This is a genomic window from Herbidospora sp. NBRC 101105 (assembly GCF_030269205.1).
Lineage (GTDB): Bacteria > Actinomycetota > Actinomycetes > Streptosporangiales > Streptosporangiaceae > Herbidospora > Herbidospora solisilvae.
Genome location: NZ_BSSX01000008.1, coordinates 21089 through 35412 on the forward strand (window position 1 = coordinate 21089; position 14324 = coordinate 35412).

Sequence of the window (14324 nt, forward strand, 5' to 3'; positions counted from 1 at the left end):
CTGCGGCTACGTCAACCTCAGCGGAGCGGCCACCTTTCCGGCATCAGGGACAAGCCGGATAAAGGGCCGAGAACGCCCTGTTGTCCTGAGGGTTAGATCCCTCTAACTCAGCGGATGTCCCTTAGGGGGTAAGCCCGACCACCCCTAGGGGTCGGGTACTGTAACGAATCGGCCACGGCCTCCCAAACTGGTTTTCACACTCCAGCCCAGGGGTAGGCGCGGAAGCTTTAGCGTCGGTGCTCCGACGCCTGAAGGAGCAGCATGAACCACCCTCAATTCACCCTGCCGAGGCTGACCGCCCTGTTCCGGCAGGCGATCCCGCGGCTGCTCGAAGGGGTGGTCGCGCCGATGGTGGTCTTCTACACCTTCTTCGCGCTCCTCGGCCTGATCGGCGGCCTGGTCGCGGTCACCACCTGGGTGTACCTGGGCATCGTCTACCGGCTGATCCGCCGCCACCCGGTGCCCGGCACCATGCTGCTGGCCGCCATCGCGGTCACGGCGCGCGGGCTGATCAGCGCGTGGACGGGCGACTGGGTGGTCTACTTCATCCAGCCGGAGATCGGCACCGTCTGCATCGCGCTGGCGTTCCTGGCCTCGGTGCGCCTCAACAAGCCGCTGGTCCAGAAGCTCACGCTCGACTACATACACCTGCCGGCGTTCATCCTGAAGCACGAGCGGATGCGGCAGTTCTTCGCCCGCATCACCCTGCTGTGGGCGTTCGTGCTGATGTGCAACTCGGCGGTCAGCATCTGGCTGGTGCTGCACCAGAGCCTGGAGGGCTACCTCCTGGTTCGCACCGCCGCCGTCGCGGCGATCACCGGGGTGGCGTTCGCGGGGTCGGTGTGGGCGTTCAAGCGGGTGCTCCACCGGATGCACGCCGAGCCCGCCGCTTGACCTGAGCTCCTGCGGGCAGGGGTTCGCCATGAGCACTCTGACCCGGTATCGCTGGCCCGCCCTCCTCGTGTTCGCGCTGGTCGTGGCCCTGGTCGCGGTGACGGGCGGGCTCGCGGCCTCGAACGCGGGGGCCGTCTACGCCCGGCTCGACCTGCCGTCGTGGGCCCCGCCGCAGTGGTTGTTCGGGCCGGTCTGGACGGTCCTCTACGCGCTGATCGCGATCTCCGGCTGGCTGGTCTGGCAGTCGCGCGGGCTCGACCGGTCCTTCACCCCCTACGTCGTCCAGCTCGTGCTCAACGCCCTCTGGACGCCGCTCTTCTTCGGCGCGGGGCTCTTCGGGGCGGCGTTCGCCGACATCACGCTGTTGTGGGTGGCGATCGTGGTGACCATTGTGATGTTCCTGCGCAGGCACCGCGTCGCGGGCTGGCTGCTGGTGCCCTATCTGCTCTGGGTGACCTTCGCCGCCGCGCTCAACCTGTCGATCTGGCTGGCGAACTAGCCGAACGTCTCGTCCCTGGCCGCGTCGAGGGCCAGCAGGGTGGCCCCGAGCAGCACCGGGTTGTCGGCGACCGTGCTCGCCGCGACCTCCACGGGGACCGGGCAGATCTCCTCGACGGCGTGCTGGACGCGTACCGCCAGCTCTGACCCTCCCCGGTGGCCCACGCCGCCGCCCAGCACGACCAGGCCCGGGTCGACCACCTCGACGATCGCGGCGACGCCCAGCGCGACCCGTTCGGCCAGCACGTCGACGGGGGCGCCGAAGACGAGGTCGTGCAGGTCACCGCCGCGCAGCGGGAGGAAGCCGACCTCGCCCGCCGCGCCCGAGACGCCCCGGCGCAGCTTGTGGTCGAGGACCAGCGCGCCGCCCGTGCCCGAGTCGAGCCACAACAGGGCGAAGTCGGCGCGGCCCACCGCCGCCCCGGCGCGGTGCTCGGCGATGGCCGCGAGGTTGACCTCGTTCTCGATCACCACCCGGGCGCCCAGTTCCCGCTGTTCGGCGTGGCCGTCGCGGGAGCCGTGGCCGGGGGCGCCGACGACGACGGTGTGCAACGGGCCGCGCGCCACCGCCCGGACGGCCGCCACGATGCCGGGGCGGCCCCGCAGTTCCACCTCGCCGACCGTCTCGCCCGCCAGGTCGGCGCAGACCGCGCTCACGTGACCCGGGCGCACGTCGACGCCGACCACGTGAGCACGCGCCGCCGCGACCCGCCAGAGGCGGGCGTTGGGGCCGCGCCGGTCGGCGCCGGTCTCGCCGGCCGGTTCGATCAGCCGGGCGTCGTGGAGCCGTTCGACCAGGTCGGAGACCGACGGGCGGGACAGGCCGGTCAGCTCGCGCAGTTGCGGGGCCGTCAGGGGGCCCATCTCGACCAGCAGGTCGAGCGCCATCCGGTCGTTGATCGCCCGCGCGGTGCGGGGGGTCGCCTTAATCATCAGGAAGCCTAACTGTTAATTTGATCGTACCCCCTCGACAACGGAGTACGACATGCGTCGCGCGATCTCACTGGTCTTCCTCAGCCACGGAATGGTGGCGGGAAGCTGGTCCACGCGCATCCCCTGGATCCAGGAGCACCTGGGTCTGTCGGCCACCACCCTCGGTCTCGTCCTGCTGGCCACGGCGGGCGGCTCGGTCGCCGGCCTGCTCGCCGCCGGGCCGCTGCTGGCCCGCTTCGGGGCGCGGGACGCCACCGCGATCCTCGTCCCGATCTACTGCCTCACCCTCGGGCTGCCCGCCCTGTCCCCCAGTGTCCCCGTTCTCTGCCTGGCCCTCGCCCTCTACGGGGCGATGGCCGGGACCTCCAACGTCGCCGTCAACGCCGAGGCGTCCGGCATCGAGAAGGCCGCGGGTCAGCCGATCATGACCCGGCTGCACGGCATGTGGTCGGTCGGCATGCTGGCCGGGGCCGGTATCGGCGCCCTGGCCGCCTCCTTCGCGGTCGCCGCGCCGCTCCACCTGGCCACCGTCGCGGTCGTGACGGCCGGCGCCGCCCTGCTGTCGGCCCGGTCCCTTCCGGTACGCCCCTCCGCGCCCGCCCCCGAACGACGGCTCGGCCTGCCGTCCCGGCCGGTGGTCGCGATCGGGCTGGTGGCCTTCTGCTCCTCCTTCGCCGAGAGCTCCGTGGTCAACTGGTCGGGCGTCTACGTGCGCGACGTGACCGGGGCCGACGCCGTGGCGGCGGCGCTGGCCTACGTCGCCTTCGCCTGCACCTCGGCGTTCTCGCGGCTCGGCTCGGTCGCGGTGATCGTCCGGCTCGGGATCGTGACGACCATCCGGGCCGGTGCGGTGACCGCGCTCGCCGGGGGCCTGCTGGCCGTGTTCGCGCCGGTGACCTGGGTGGCCGCCCTCGGGTTCGCGCTGATCGGGCTCGGCCTGGCCACCGTCGTGCCGCAGTCGTTCAGCGCCGCCGCCGACGCCGCGCCCACCCCCGGGGAGGGCGTCTCCGGCATCGCCATGATGACGCTGTTCGCCGGGCTCGGCGGGCCCACCCTCTTCGGCGTGGTCGCCGACGCGTTCTCCCCCCGTGTCTCGTTCCTGCTGGTCACCGCGGCCGTCGCGGCCATCGCCCTGGCGGCGCCGGTGCTGCGTCCACGAGTATCGGCACCTGTCCCCGTCCCGGCGTGAAAGGAAGTCTCTTGTCTCTCGGAACCGCTCTCGTCACCGGTGCCAGCCGCGGGCTCGGCGCCGTCATCGCCGAACGGCTCGCCGCCGACGGGTGGCACGTCGTGCTGAACTACGCCCACGACACGGCCGGGGCCACCGCCGTCGCCGACCGGGTGCGCGCCAAGGGCCACTCGATCGAGATCTCCCGCTTCGACGTCACCTCCGAGGAGCAGGTCACCGCGGCGCTGGCCGCCGCCGGGCCCGTCGCGGTCGTGGTCAACAACGCCACCGGCCCACAGCCGGAGATCCCCGTCGAGGACCTGACCTGGGACGACCACCTCGACCAGCTCAGGTTCTTCGTCAAGGCGCCGCTGCTGATCCTGCAGGCGGTGCTGCCCGCCATGAAGGCCGCCGGGACCGGCCGGATCATCAACATCGGCAGCGAGGTCGCCGACCTGGGCAACCCCGAGTTCAGCCAGTACGTCTCCGCGAAGATGGCCATGCACGGCCTGACCCGGTCGTGGGCCCGCGCCCTCGGGCGCCACGGGATCACGGTCAACACCGTCGAGCCCGGCTGGATCCCGGTCGAACGCCACGCCACCGTCGCGGCGGAGAACTACGAGACGTACCGGAACAGCCTCGCCCTCCCCCACATGGGCACACCCGCCGATGTGGCCGACACGGTGGCCTTCTTCGCCTCCGACGCCTCGCGGTTCGTCACCGGGCAGCGCATCGCCGTCAACGGCGGCAAGACCATGAGCTGAGATGCGGCATTCGCCCGGGGTCGCCCCAGGGATGACCGGTCGGCATCTCAGGGGCGATCCCGGATGGATCTCCCTCCCGTTTGAACCAGGCTGCGGTTAGCAGTCAGGCACGACAGCGGAAATCTCCCACGAGTTCCCGAACCGGACGCCGTTTCGCGGCGTTCCGGCCACCGTGCCATGGCTTCATCCAGGGGAGAGGAGTCCGCACCATGACCATGCTCGCGGCAGCGCCGTCGGCGGCCGTAGCCCTCGTCGGTTCGCTCTTCTTCGCCCTCGGCGCCGCCCTCCAGCAGCACGTCGCGGCCACCGGCAACGAGCCCCGCCTGCGGGTGCTGCTGCGCCGGCCGCGCTGGCTGCTCGGCGGGGCGGTGATCGCCGCGGGCGGCCTCCTGCACGTCTACGCGCTGAGCATCGGCCCGCTGACGATCGTGCAGCCCATGGGTGTCGCCAGTCTGCTCTTCGCCCTTCCCATCGCCGCCGCCCTGCACGGACGCAGGACGTCCAGGAACGAGCTGGCGGCGGGGGCGATGGTCGCGATCGGCCTGATCGCGCTGGTCCTGATGGTTCCGGTGCCGACCCGGCCACCGAGCATGACCGCCGCCGAGGTCACCCTGATGCTGAGCCTGGCGGGCGCCGCCGCCCTGATCTGCCTGGCCGCCGCCACCCGGATCGGCCCGCCGGGGCGCACCGCCCTGCTGGCCGTCTCCGCCGGTGTCATGTACGGCGCCGCCTCCACCCTGATGCGGGTCGTCGCCGACGGCTGGCCCGCCCAGTTGTGGTTCCTCCTGGCCCTCCCGATCCCGCTGGTCGCCGCGCTGATGCTGCTCCAGAAGGCGTACGCGATCGGACACTTCGGGGTGGCCTTCGCGGCGCTGCAGGTCACCGACCCGGTGACCGCGGTGTCCTTCGGCGCGCTGCTGCTCGGTGAACCCCTTCCCGCCAACGGACTGGCGGCGACGGCGGCCGCGGCCCTCGCGGCGGCCGGCACGGTCGCGCTCGCCAGAACCACCCCCCTGTCAAGGTGAACGGAGCCCCCATGAGCCTCACCCTCGCCGAGGCGTCCGTCGCGCACTCGCGCCCCCGCCGGGTGCTGATCGCGACCGACACCTACCCGCCGGACGTCAACGGCGCCGCCTACTTCACCCACCGCCTGGCCTCGGGCCTGGCGGCGCGGGGGACGGAGGTCCACGTCGTGTGCAGCTCCGACGACGGACCCCCGGTCACCGACGTGATCGAGGGGGTGCTCGTGCACCGGCTCCGGTCGGCCCGCCTGCTGGTCCACCCGACGATGCGGTTCACCGTCCCGGCCGGGCTCGGCCGCACCATGGACCGGCTGGTCCGGCGGATCGCGCCCGACGTCGTGCACACCCAGGGCCACTTCGTGGTCGGCCGCTCGGCCGTGGCCGCCGCCAAGCGGGCCGGGCTGCCCGTGGTCGCCACCAACCACTTCATGCCGGACAACCTCTTCCAGTTCACCGGGGTGCCCAACCGGCTCCGCCGCCGCGTCGGCGAGTTGGCCTGGAAGGACCTCAACCGGATCTTCGAGCGGGCCGACCACGTCACCACGCCGACCCCGCTGGCCGCCGAGCTGCTGGCGGCCAAGGGCCTGCGCAAGAAGGTCGAGCCGGTGTCGTGCGGCATCGACCTGTCCCGGTTCCGCCCGCAGCCGCAGACCTGGGCCCGCCGCCGGTTCGGCGTGCCGGAGCGTCCGACCATCCTGTTCGTCGGCCGCCTCGACGAGGAGAAGCACCTCGAAGAGATCGTGCTGGCGCTGCCGAAGCTGCACAACGACCTCGACTGCCAGGCCGTCTTCGTCGGCCAGGGCAACCGCCGCGAGGCGCTGGAGAGGCTGGCCCACCGGGTCGGCGCCGGCGACCACGTGAGGTTCCTGGGCTTCGTCGAGGACGCCGACCTGCCCCAGGCGTACGCCGTCGCCGACGTGTTCTGCATGCCCGGCACGGCCGAACTTCAGAGCATCGCCACCCTGGAGGCGATGGCGAGCGGCCTGCCGGTCGTCGCCGCCGACGCGATGGCCCTGCCGCACCTCGTCGAGGGCAACGGCCACCTCTACACGCCCGGGGACGTCTCCGAGCTGGCCCGGCACCTCGCCTCCATCCTCACCCAGCCCGAGGAACGCGCCGCGATGTCGAAGGCGAGCCTGGCTCTGGCCGCGACCCACACGCACGAGCAGTCGCTGGCCCGTTTCGAGTCGATCTACGGGGAACTCGTGCACCGCGCACCCATATCCGCTGTCCACTGAACCGGGGGAACCATGATCCTGTTGGCCACGGCGGGCCCGGCGGCGGCCCTGCTGCTGATGCTGGCCCTGCACGTCTTCTTCGCCGACCTCATCAGCCCGATGACCGGCCTGCTGAGCGACTACGCCGTGACGAACACGGCGACCGAGACCCTCTTCGCCCTCGGCATGATGGCCCTGGCGGCCGGGTGCGTGGCCACGGCCTGGTCCCTGACCGAACCCGACCCGTCGCGGACGGCGGCCACCCGCGTCCTGCTGATCGTCGCGGCGGCCGGGCTGGTGCTCGCCACCATCTTCCCGACCGACCTGTCGGCCGACGTGACCAGCCTGGCCGGGGAGATCCACCGCTGGTCGACGGCCGTGGTCTTCACCGCGCTGCCGGTGGCCGGCTGGATCCTGACGCGGCGGGGACCGCTCGGGGCCGTCGGCGTGCTGGCCCGGGTGAGCGGAGCCGTCCTGGCCGCCTACCTGCTGAGCCACCCGACGTCGCCGGTGTCGGCGCTGATCGGCGGCGAGGCCTACTTCGGCCTGCTGGAGCGGGTCGTGGTGGTGCTGGAGATCCTGCTGGTGATCGCCCTGGCGAACGCGGGCAAGGTCGCGCAGCGGGCGGTCGCCCCGGCGGCGCGGCCGGAACACGCGTTGAACGGCTGAGCCTTTTCACCGCCCCTTTTCCCCAGAAAGGGGCGGTTCTTCATTTCCGGCATTTGACACGGTATGACCCGCTCGATGTATTCGATCGCGGCGAACTCGGCCGAATCCGCGAATCCGGCATTGGCGGCGATGGATACTCCCGTTCATGGGACACGCGCCGATCGCCGCCCGGATCACGGCCGCCGCCTGCGGAATCGCGGCCGCCACGACCTGGGCGTTCGCGAATCCGGACTTATCCGGAAAATACCTCGGACCGGTCAGCATATTCGCCGGATTCGCCGCTTCGGCACTTTTCATCATCGGGCTTCGCGGCAAACCAGAATTCCTGCCGTTCGCCATCGCCGGGTTCGCCCTGACGGTGACGGGCCTCGTCATCTCCCTCGTGCGGCAGACCGGATTCGCTCCCCCGGCCGCCGCCGTGACGCGGGCGCCGCTCGCCGTCAACTACGGGATGGTGCACATCACCCGGCCGGTCGACGGCGGCTTCAGCCCGACCTGCACGACCGTCACCGGCACCGCCATCCCGCCGGGGGCCGGGAAGTTGTGGCTGGTCGTCGGCGGCGTGGTCGTCCGCGAACTGACCACCCGCGACGACGGCGGCTGGCGGGTGCCGGTCCGCGTCGGGGCCGACGACCCGCGCGACGCCGACCGCGAGTACGACATCCGCGTCTACTGGGTGCCCGCCGGAAGCCGGCCGCCGGCGATCCCCGCGCAGGGGCGCGTGCTCGACGAGATCACCGTCGTGAAGGACCCCGCCCAACTGGCCTGCGTGTCCCCGGAGCCGACAAACGCTGACACTCCGGGGTAAAGGAATCCCAAGAATGGCCTGATCACGCCTCAAAATCGGCTAATGTCCGGTCATGTTCGAGGCTCGTATCCAGACCGTCGCCGGGACCGTCCCGGTCAGTTCCGTCGAAGGCCCGGTGCTCCCCTGGGAGACCCTGCGGGCCGACACCCGCTGGGGCGTCGGGGTCGAGTCCGATCCGGAGCGCTGGCTCGACGAAGAGGGCCACGTCACCGCCGAGCTGACCCGCCTCAACCGGGAGTTCGGCCTGTCGCTGATCGTCGACCACACCGGCCTCGGCATGGGACGCGACACCACCGCCCTCACCCGCATGGCCGCGGGCAGCCGGGTCGCGATCGTCGCCGCCACCGGCTTCGGCGCCGAACCCTTCGCCGGGGAGCTGATCAACCGCGCCGGGGTCGACGACCTCACCGGCGACCTGCTGCGGGAGATCGGCGTCGGGCTCGACGGGACCTCCGCGCGGCCCGGCCTCATCATCGCCGCCGCCCACGACGAGACGCCCACCCCGGCCGAGGAGCGGGCGACGGTGGCCGCCGCCCGCGCGTCGCTCCGGACCGACCTGCCCGTCGCGGCGTCCGGGCTGGCGCTGCTGGAGACGCTGCTGCACCACCGGGTGCCGCCGCAGCGGGTCAACGTCAGGACCGCCGACCCGCTGGCCCAGCGCAAGATCTGCGAGACCGGCGCCTACGTCACGGTCACCTGCCCCGACGACGTGTTCACCCTGCTCGACGCGGGGCACGGCGAACGGGTGCTGTTCACCTCGGGGGTCTCCCGCCGCGACCAGCTCGGCCCCTACGGCGGCGAGGGCTACGCGAAGTTGTTCGACGTCGAGGGCGTGCCCGACCTGGTCACCCGTGTGAACCCCGTGCGGTGGCTGGCAGGTGGACGCTGAGGAACTCGCCCACGGCCTCGACCGCCTGGGTGACGTAGGGCTCGGTGTCGTAGAGGTCGACGTGCTGCTTCGCGTCGAGCCACACCAGCTTCCGCGGCTCCGACAGGCGGGCGTGCACCTCGTGGGCGCCCTCGGGGGCGCAGTAGGCGTCGACCACGCCGTGCACCAGCAGCGCCGGTTTCGGTGACAGGAAGTCGGCGCCCATCATGTTGTCCATCGTGATCAGCTCGCGCAACGAGGCCCTCGTCACCTCGTTGACCCAGCCGGGGGTCTGGCCGCGGGCGGTGCCGTAGTACTGGAACGGTTCGTCGCCCGCCATCGCGGCGTCGGGGCCGCCGACCGCCGGGACGTACTCGGGCCGCGCCCCGAGGTCCTGCCGCTCCAGCGCCTCGGTGAAGGACTTCAGGGCGCCGGGCCACCAGTCGCCGGTCCGCATCGTGTAGGGGCTGTTGTAGCCGCCCGCGATGCCGACGAACACCCGCACCCGGGGGTCGAAGGCGGCGAACTTCAATGCGTAGCCGCCGCCGAGGCAGATGCCGACCGCCCCGATGGCGTCGGCGCGCACCTCGGGGCGGGACCGCACGTAGCTCACGGCGGCGCGCAGGTCCTCCAGCTTGCCCTGGGGGTCTTCGTGCCGCCGGGGCTGGCCGTCGGACTCACCCCAGTTGCGGTGGTCGAAGGCCAGCGTGACGTAGCCGAGATCGGTGAGGCGGGCGGCGTACAGGCCCGTGACCTGTTCTTTCACCCCGGTGAAGGGGCCGGTGAAGACGAGCGCCGGATGGGGGCCCGGGCCCGTCGGCACCCTCAGCTCGCCTGCGAGCCGGAGGGTGCCTGCGGTGAACTCGACTCTCATTCCCTCAGTGTTGACGTAAAGATCTCATGAGTCGAATCCCAGCCCGAGCCGGTCGAGGGTGCGCAGCCACATGTTGCGGCGTCCGCCGTTCGCGTCGGCCCGGGCCAGCGACCACCGGGTCAGCTGGATCACCCCCGACCTGACGGGCTCGGGCGGGAACGGCACCGGCTTCTGGCGCACCATGTCGAGCCGCGTCCGTTCGGTGTCGCGCCCGTCGAGGAGGTCGAGCATGACGTTGGCGCCGAAGCGGGTGGCCGCCACGCCGAGGCCGGTGTAGCCGACGGCGTAGGCCAGCCGGGTGCCGTAGCCGGTGCCGAAGAACGCCGAGAATCGGCTGCACGTGTCGATGACGCCGCCCCACTTGTGGGAGAACCGCACGTCCTCCAGCTGGGGGAAGGTCTCGTAGAAGTGCTCGGCCAGCGTGTGGAAGGTGGTGTCGCGCTGGTCGTAGGTCGGGCGGACCCGGCCGCCGTTGTAGTAGACGGCGTCGTAGCCGCCCCACAGGATGCTGTTGTCGTCGGTCAGCCGGTAGTAGTGGAACTGGTTGGCCGAGTCGCCCATGCCCTGCCGGTTCTTCCAGCCGATCGAGTCGAGCTGCGCCTCGGTGAGCGGCTCGGTCATCAGGGCGTAGTCGTAGACGGGCACGACGTAGTACTTGAGCCGCCGCAGCAGGGGCGAGAACACGCCGGTGCCCAGCGCCACCCGGCGGGCGCGAACGGTGCCGTACATCGACTTGAGCTGCAACGACGGGCCGAGCGAGGAGATCTCGCGGACCGGCGAGTGCTCGTACATGCGCACCCCGAGCTTCAGGCACGCCTGCCGCAGGCCCCACGCGAGCCGGGCCGGGTCGATCATGGCGCACTCGCCGCGTTCCCAGACGCCGGCGATGTAGGTCGGGGAGTTGACCTCGGCCCGCACCTCGTCCTGGTCGAGGTACTGGATGTCCATGCCGAGCTCGCGGCCGATCGTGTGGATCTCGCGCATCTCGTCGATCTGCCACTGCTCGGTGGCGACGTTCATCTCGCCGGTCCGCTCGAAGGAGCAGTCGATGCCGTAGCGCTTGATCGTCTCTTCGATCTCGTTGAAGTTCTCGATGCCCATCCGGTGGAGATCGGCGATCTCGTAGGGCCACCGCTCCAGGCCGTTCCCGAGCCCGTGGGTCAGGCTCGCGTGGCAGAAACCGCCGTTGCGGCCGGTCGCCGCCCAGCCGACCGTCTGGCCCTCCAGCAGGACGACGTCGCGTCTGGGGTCGCGCTCCTTGGCCAGCAGGGCCGTCCACAGGCCGGAGAACCCGCCGCCGACGATGGCCAGGTCGGCGGTGGTGTGGCCGAACAGACGCGGCAGCGTCTCGGGCTCCAGGGGGTCTTCGTGCAGCCAGTAGGGCTTGCGCTCGGCGTCGGCGAGCGCGCGTCGCGGATCCATCATCGCCTCAAAACGGGTTCGTCACCGGCGGGGATCCCGACAATTTTTCTCGTGCACCTCATCATCAAGGCCTCTTTCTTGGGGGTACGGAAAATCCCGGCATGACGGAATGACAAGCCGGTGGAGGAAACGCCGATCGGCCCCGGAGCACGGCTCGACGGGGCTCAAGAGATCAGATCAGGTGGGGGCGGCGGTCACGCCGGGCTCGCGCCGAATCAGAACGGCGCGAGCGGAGTGGTGCGGGCACTTGCCCTTCGCGGTGCTAGGAGTGCGGCTGTGCGAGGGGGTCACACATTTCACGTCCCTTTAGTGGGTCGTCTTCCTGCGGGCGGATATGGCGTTGGCGACGGCGAGCAGGACGCCTATACCAAAGATAAGGGTTCCCATGACGTTCACCTGTGGCGGGATGCCCACCTTCACGGCGCCCACGATCCACAGGGGGAACGTCTGTTCCGAGCCGTTGACGAAGCTCGTCACGACGTAGTCGTCGATCGACAGGGCGAAGGCGAGCATCGCGCCCGCCGCCACGCCCGGCATGATCGACGGAAGGGTGACCAGGCGGAACGTGGTGAACGTGCCGGCGCCCAGGTCACGGGCGGCCTCCTCCAGCGAGGGGTCGAGGCCGACCACCCTCGCCCGGACCGTCACGACGACGAACGCGAGCGAGAAGAGCGTGTGCGCGATGATGATCGTGATGTGGCCGCGCGGGGCGTTGGCCGACACGAACAGCGACAGCAGCGAGGCGCCCATGACCAGCTCGGGCGTGCTGATCGCGGCGAAGATCAGGAAGTCGGTGACGCCCTTGCCGCGGAAGCGGTAGCGGCCGACGGCCAGGCCGAGCAGGGTGCCGAGGACGGTCGCAAGGATCGTGCTGACGACCGCGATGATCAGCGAGTTGACCAGTGCGTCGGTGAGGCCGTCGATGGCGAAGAGCTGCTGGTACCACTTGAACGTGAAACCCTGCCACGAGGTGTTCGACTTCGACTGCTTGTCGTTGAAGCCGAACAGGATCATCACGGCGATGGGCGAGGCCAGCCACAGGATGATCAGCCACGTGTAGACGTAAAGGGCCCTGTCGCCCAGCTTCCCTCTCATCGGGCCGCCGCCTCCAGCACGTTCTCGGTGCCGAGGGCACGCGCGTAGATGAAGATGCCGATCAGCAGCACGGCCATCAGGGTGAACGAGATCGCCGACGCGGTCGGGTAGTCGTTGTTGACCAGGTATTCGGTCTGCACGATGTTGCCGATCATCGTGTTGCCGGTGCCGCCGAGGACCTGGGCGTTGATCGGGTCGGCCGTGGCCGGCACGAACGTCATCAGCACCCCGGCGAACACGCCCGGCAGCGACAGCGGCAGCACCACACGCCGGAAGGTCGAGATGCGCGAGGCGTACAGGTCGTAGGAGGCCTCGATGACCCGGGGGTCGACCCGCTCCAGCGCGACGTAGATCGGCAGGATCATGAACGGCAGGAAGTTGTAGACCAGGCCGCCGATGACCGCCACGGTCGTGGCCAGCACGTGGAAGTCCTGCGGCAGCACGCCCCAGCCCTTCAGCGTGCCGAACAGGATGCCGTCGTCGGCCAGCAGGAAGCCCCACGAGATCGTCCGGAGCACGAACGACACGAAGAAGGGCAGCAGCAGGAGGAACAGGAACATGGACTTGCGGTGCCCGGCCTTGAAGGCGATCCAGTACGCCACCGGATAGCCGAGCACCAGCATGATCACGGTCGCGACGCCGCCGTACACGAGAGAGCGCACGAGCTGCGTGCTGTACTTCGCGATCGCGTCCGAGTAGTTGGAGACGCTGAACGTCTGCGTGAACCCGTCGATGAGGTTGCCCGTGGTCAGCGACACCGAGGCCATGGCCGCGATGGGCACCACCAGGAAGATGGCGAGCCACAACCACGCGGGCAGGGCGAGCCAGTAAGGCGTCCAGCGTCTCATTCGATCAGCCCTGGGTGATGGTCTGGAAGAGGCCGTTGTAGACCGGCTCCTCGGCGTTGGTGAGGGTGCGGTAGGGCCGCAGCTTGGCGTAGTCGGCCTCGGTCGGGAAGATGAGCGGGCTCTCGGCCAGGGCCTTGGAGTCGTCGTCGCCCTTGGCGGCCAGAATCTGCTGCACGCCGTTGACCGGGGTGACGTACTGGATGTAGGCGGTCAGCTCGGCGGCGACCTCGGGCTTGTACAGGAAGTCCATCAGCATGAGCGCGTCGACCGGGTTGGCGGCGCCCTTCGGGATGGCCATGTTGTCGATCCAGATCGTGCCGCCCTCCTGGGGCACCACGAACTTGACCGGCTCGCCGGCGAGCTGCCGCTGGAACACGTCGCCCGACCATGCCTGGCTCAGCCACACGTCGCCCTTGGCGACGGCGTCGATGTAGTCCTGGGCGTAGTACTTGCGGACGATGCCCTGGTCGCGCTGCTCCTTGAGCTTGGCGGCGGCCTTCTCCCAGTCGGCCTGCGTCGACTTGTCGGGGTCGACGCCGACGGCGAACATGCCGAAGTTGCCGACCTCCTGGGCGTCGGCCATCATGCCGACCTTGCCCTCGTACTTCTTGTCGAACAGCGACTGGATGCTGGTGATGTCCTCGTCGACGTACTTGGTGTTGTACGCGATGCCCGTCACGCCCGCCTGGTAGGGGATCGTGTACGTGTTGTTCGGGTCGTAGGCCGGGTTCTTGTACGACGCCCCGGCGTTGGCGGCGAAGTTGGGCAGCTGCTTGTGGTCGAGCGCGGTCAGGTAGCCGAGCTGGATCATCTTGCCGAGCTGGAGACCGTTGGTCATCACGATGATGTCGTAGCCGAGCGGCTGCCCGGCCCGGAGCTGCGGCTCCGACTTGCCGAAGAACTCGGCGTTCTCCTGGATGACCTCCTTGTACTCGTACGAGATCCCGGTCGCCTGCTGGAACTGCTTCAGCGGGCCCTGGTCCTCGGGCATGTACTCGGGCCAGTTGGCGAAGACGACCCGGCCGTTCTTCTTCTGCGTGGACCAGAAGTCGGCGACGGCGCTGGGAGAGGGCGCCGCCGCCTTCTGGCCCTGCACGCCGCAGGCGGCCAGAGCGAGCCCGGCGGCCGAGTATCCGGCGAAGCGGAGGGCGTCACGGCGGGAGTATCGGGACTGCGTCAGACCGCGCAGGAGGGGATTGTTCATCAAAGCTCCGAGGGGGTTTCTATCTGGACGTTCCTGAAGT

Annotated in this window: 15 protein-coding genes; 9 read left to right on the forward strand and 6 right to left on the reverse strand. The window is 70.3% G+C overall.

Features of this window, described 5'->3' with window-relative positions; translation table 11 throughout:
* Window positions 1-261: 261 nt before the first annotated feature.
* Both QSK34_RS29760 and QSK34_RS29765 read left to right on the forward strand, forming a co-directional pair.
* On the forward strand, window positions 262-894 hold the full coding sequence (locus QSK34_RS29760; protein ID WP_161481243.1) for a VC0807 family protein: 633 nt from the start codon (window positions 262-264) through the stop codon (window positions 892-894).
* Window positions 895-922: 28 nt separating this feature from the next.
* Entirely contained in the window at window positions 923-1393 is a 471-nt protein-coding gene (locus QSK34_RS29765; protein WP_285588885.1) for a TspO/MBR family protein, read from the forward strand.
* Here QSK34_RS29765 and QSK34_RS29770 read toward each other — a convergent pair.
* Window positions 1390-2325, reverse strand: a complete 936-nt coding sequence (locus QSK34_RS29770) for an ROK family transcriptional regulator (protein WP_285588887.1) — start codon at window positions 2323-2325, stop codon at window positions 1390-1392. The genes QSK34_RS29765 and QSK34_RS29770 overlap by 4 nt on opposite strands.
* 52 nt (window positions 2326-2377) lie before the next feature.
* On the opposite strand from QSK34_RS29770, the gene QSK34_RS29775 reads away from it, so the two are divergent.
* The 7 genes from QSK34_RS29775 (at window position 2378) to QSK34_RS29805 (ending at window position 8862) form a co-directional block, all read left to right on the forward strand.
* Window positions 2378-3514, forward strand: coding sequence for an MFS transporter (locus tag QSK34_RS29775; protein ID WP_285588889.1), 1137 nt, complete (start codon window positions 2378-2380; stop codon window positions 3512-3514).
* Window positions 3515-3525: 11 nt separating this feature from the next.
* Complete coding sequence (locus QSK34_RS29780) at window positions 3526-4257, forward strand: SDR family oxidoreductase (protein ID WP_285588893.1); 732 nt, start codon at window positions 3526-3528, stop codon at window positions 4255-4257.
* Between the two features lie 209 nt (window positions 4258-4466).
* The gene (locus QSK34_RS29785) at window positions 4467-5282 is read left to right on the forward strand and encodes a DMT family transporter (protein WP_285588895.1); all 816 of its coding nucleotides are present in this window, start codon (window positions 4467-4469) and stop codon (window positions 5280-5282) included.
* Window positions 5283-5293: 11 nt separating this feature from the next.
* Window positions 5294-6517 carry a glycosyltransferase gene (locus QSK34_RS29790; protein WP_285588897.1) on the forward strand — a complete coding sequence of 408 codons (1224 nt, stop codon included), beginning with the start codon at window positions 5294-5296 and terminating at the stop codon, window positions 6515-6517.
* Between the two features lie 12 nt (window positions 6518-6529).
* Window positions 6530-7165 carry a DUF998 domain-containing protein gene (locus tag QSK34_RS29795; RefSeq protein ID WP_285588900.1) on the forward strand — a complete coding sequence of 212 codons (636 nt, stop codon included), beginning with the start codon at window positions 6530-6532 and terminating at the stop codon, window positions 7163-7165.
* Between the two features lie 145 nt (window positions 7166-7310).
* Window positions 7311-7973, forward strand: a complete 663-nt coding sequence (locus QSK34_RS29800) for a hypothetical protein (protein WP_285588902.1) — start codon at window positions 7311-7313, stop codon at window positions 7971-7973.
* 52 nt (window positions 7974-8025) lie between these two features.
* Window positions 8026-8862 carry a phosphotriesterase family protein gene (locus tag QSK34_RS29805; RefSeq protein ID WP_285588903.1) on the forward strand — a complete coding sequence of 279 codons (837 nt, stop codon included), beginning with the start codon at window positions 8026-8028 and terminating at the stop codon, window positions 8860-8862.
* Here QSK34_RS29805 and QSK34_RS29810 read toward each other — a convergent pair.
* The 5 genes from QSK34_RS29810 to QSK34_RS29830 form a co-directional block, all read right to left on the reverse strand.
* Window positions 8819-9715, reverse strand: a complete 897-nt coding sequence (locus QSK34_RS29810) for an alpha/beta hydrolase (protein ID WP_285588905.1) — start codon at window positions 9713-9715, stop codon at window positions 8819-8821. The genes QSK34_RS29805 and QSK34_RS29810 overlap by 44 nt on opposite strands.
* Before the next feature lie 24 nt (window positions 9716-9739).
* Window positions 9740-11137: an NAD(P)/FAD-dependent oxidoreductase gene (locus QSK34_RS29815; RefSeq protein WP_030455695.1), complete on the reverse strand. Its 1398-nt coding sequence runs from the start codon at window positions 11135-11137 to the stop codon at window positions 9740-9742.
* A 306-nt stretch (window positions 11138-11443) separates the two neighbouring features.
* The gene (locus QSK34_RS29820) at window positions 11444-12232 is read right to left on the reverse strand and encodes an ABC transporter permease (protein WP_062344010.1); all 789 of its coding nucleotides are present in this window, start codon (window positions 12230-12232) and stop codon (window positions 11444-11446) included.
* The gene (locus QSK34_RS29825) at window positions 12229-13080 is read right to left on the reverse strand and encodes an ABC transporter permease (protein WP_285588911.1); all 852 of its coding nucleotides are present in this window, start codon (window positions 13078-13080) and stop codon (window positions 12229-12231) included. The genes QSK34_RS29820 and QSK34_RS29825 overlap by 4 nt, the downstream gene beginning before the upstream one ends.
* 4 nt (window positions 13081-13084) lie before the next feature.
* Entirely contained in the window at window positions 13085-14284 is a 1200-nt protein-coding gene (locus QSK34_RS29830; RefSeq protein ID WP_285588913.1) for an ABC transporter substrate-binding protein, read from the reverse strand.
* Window positions 14285-14324 lie beyond the last annotated feature (40 nt).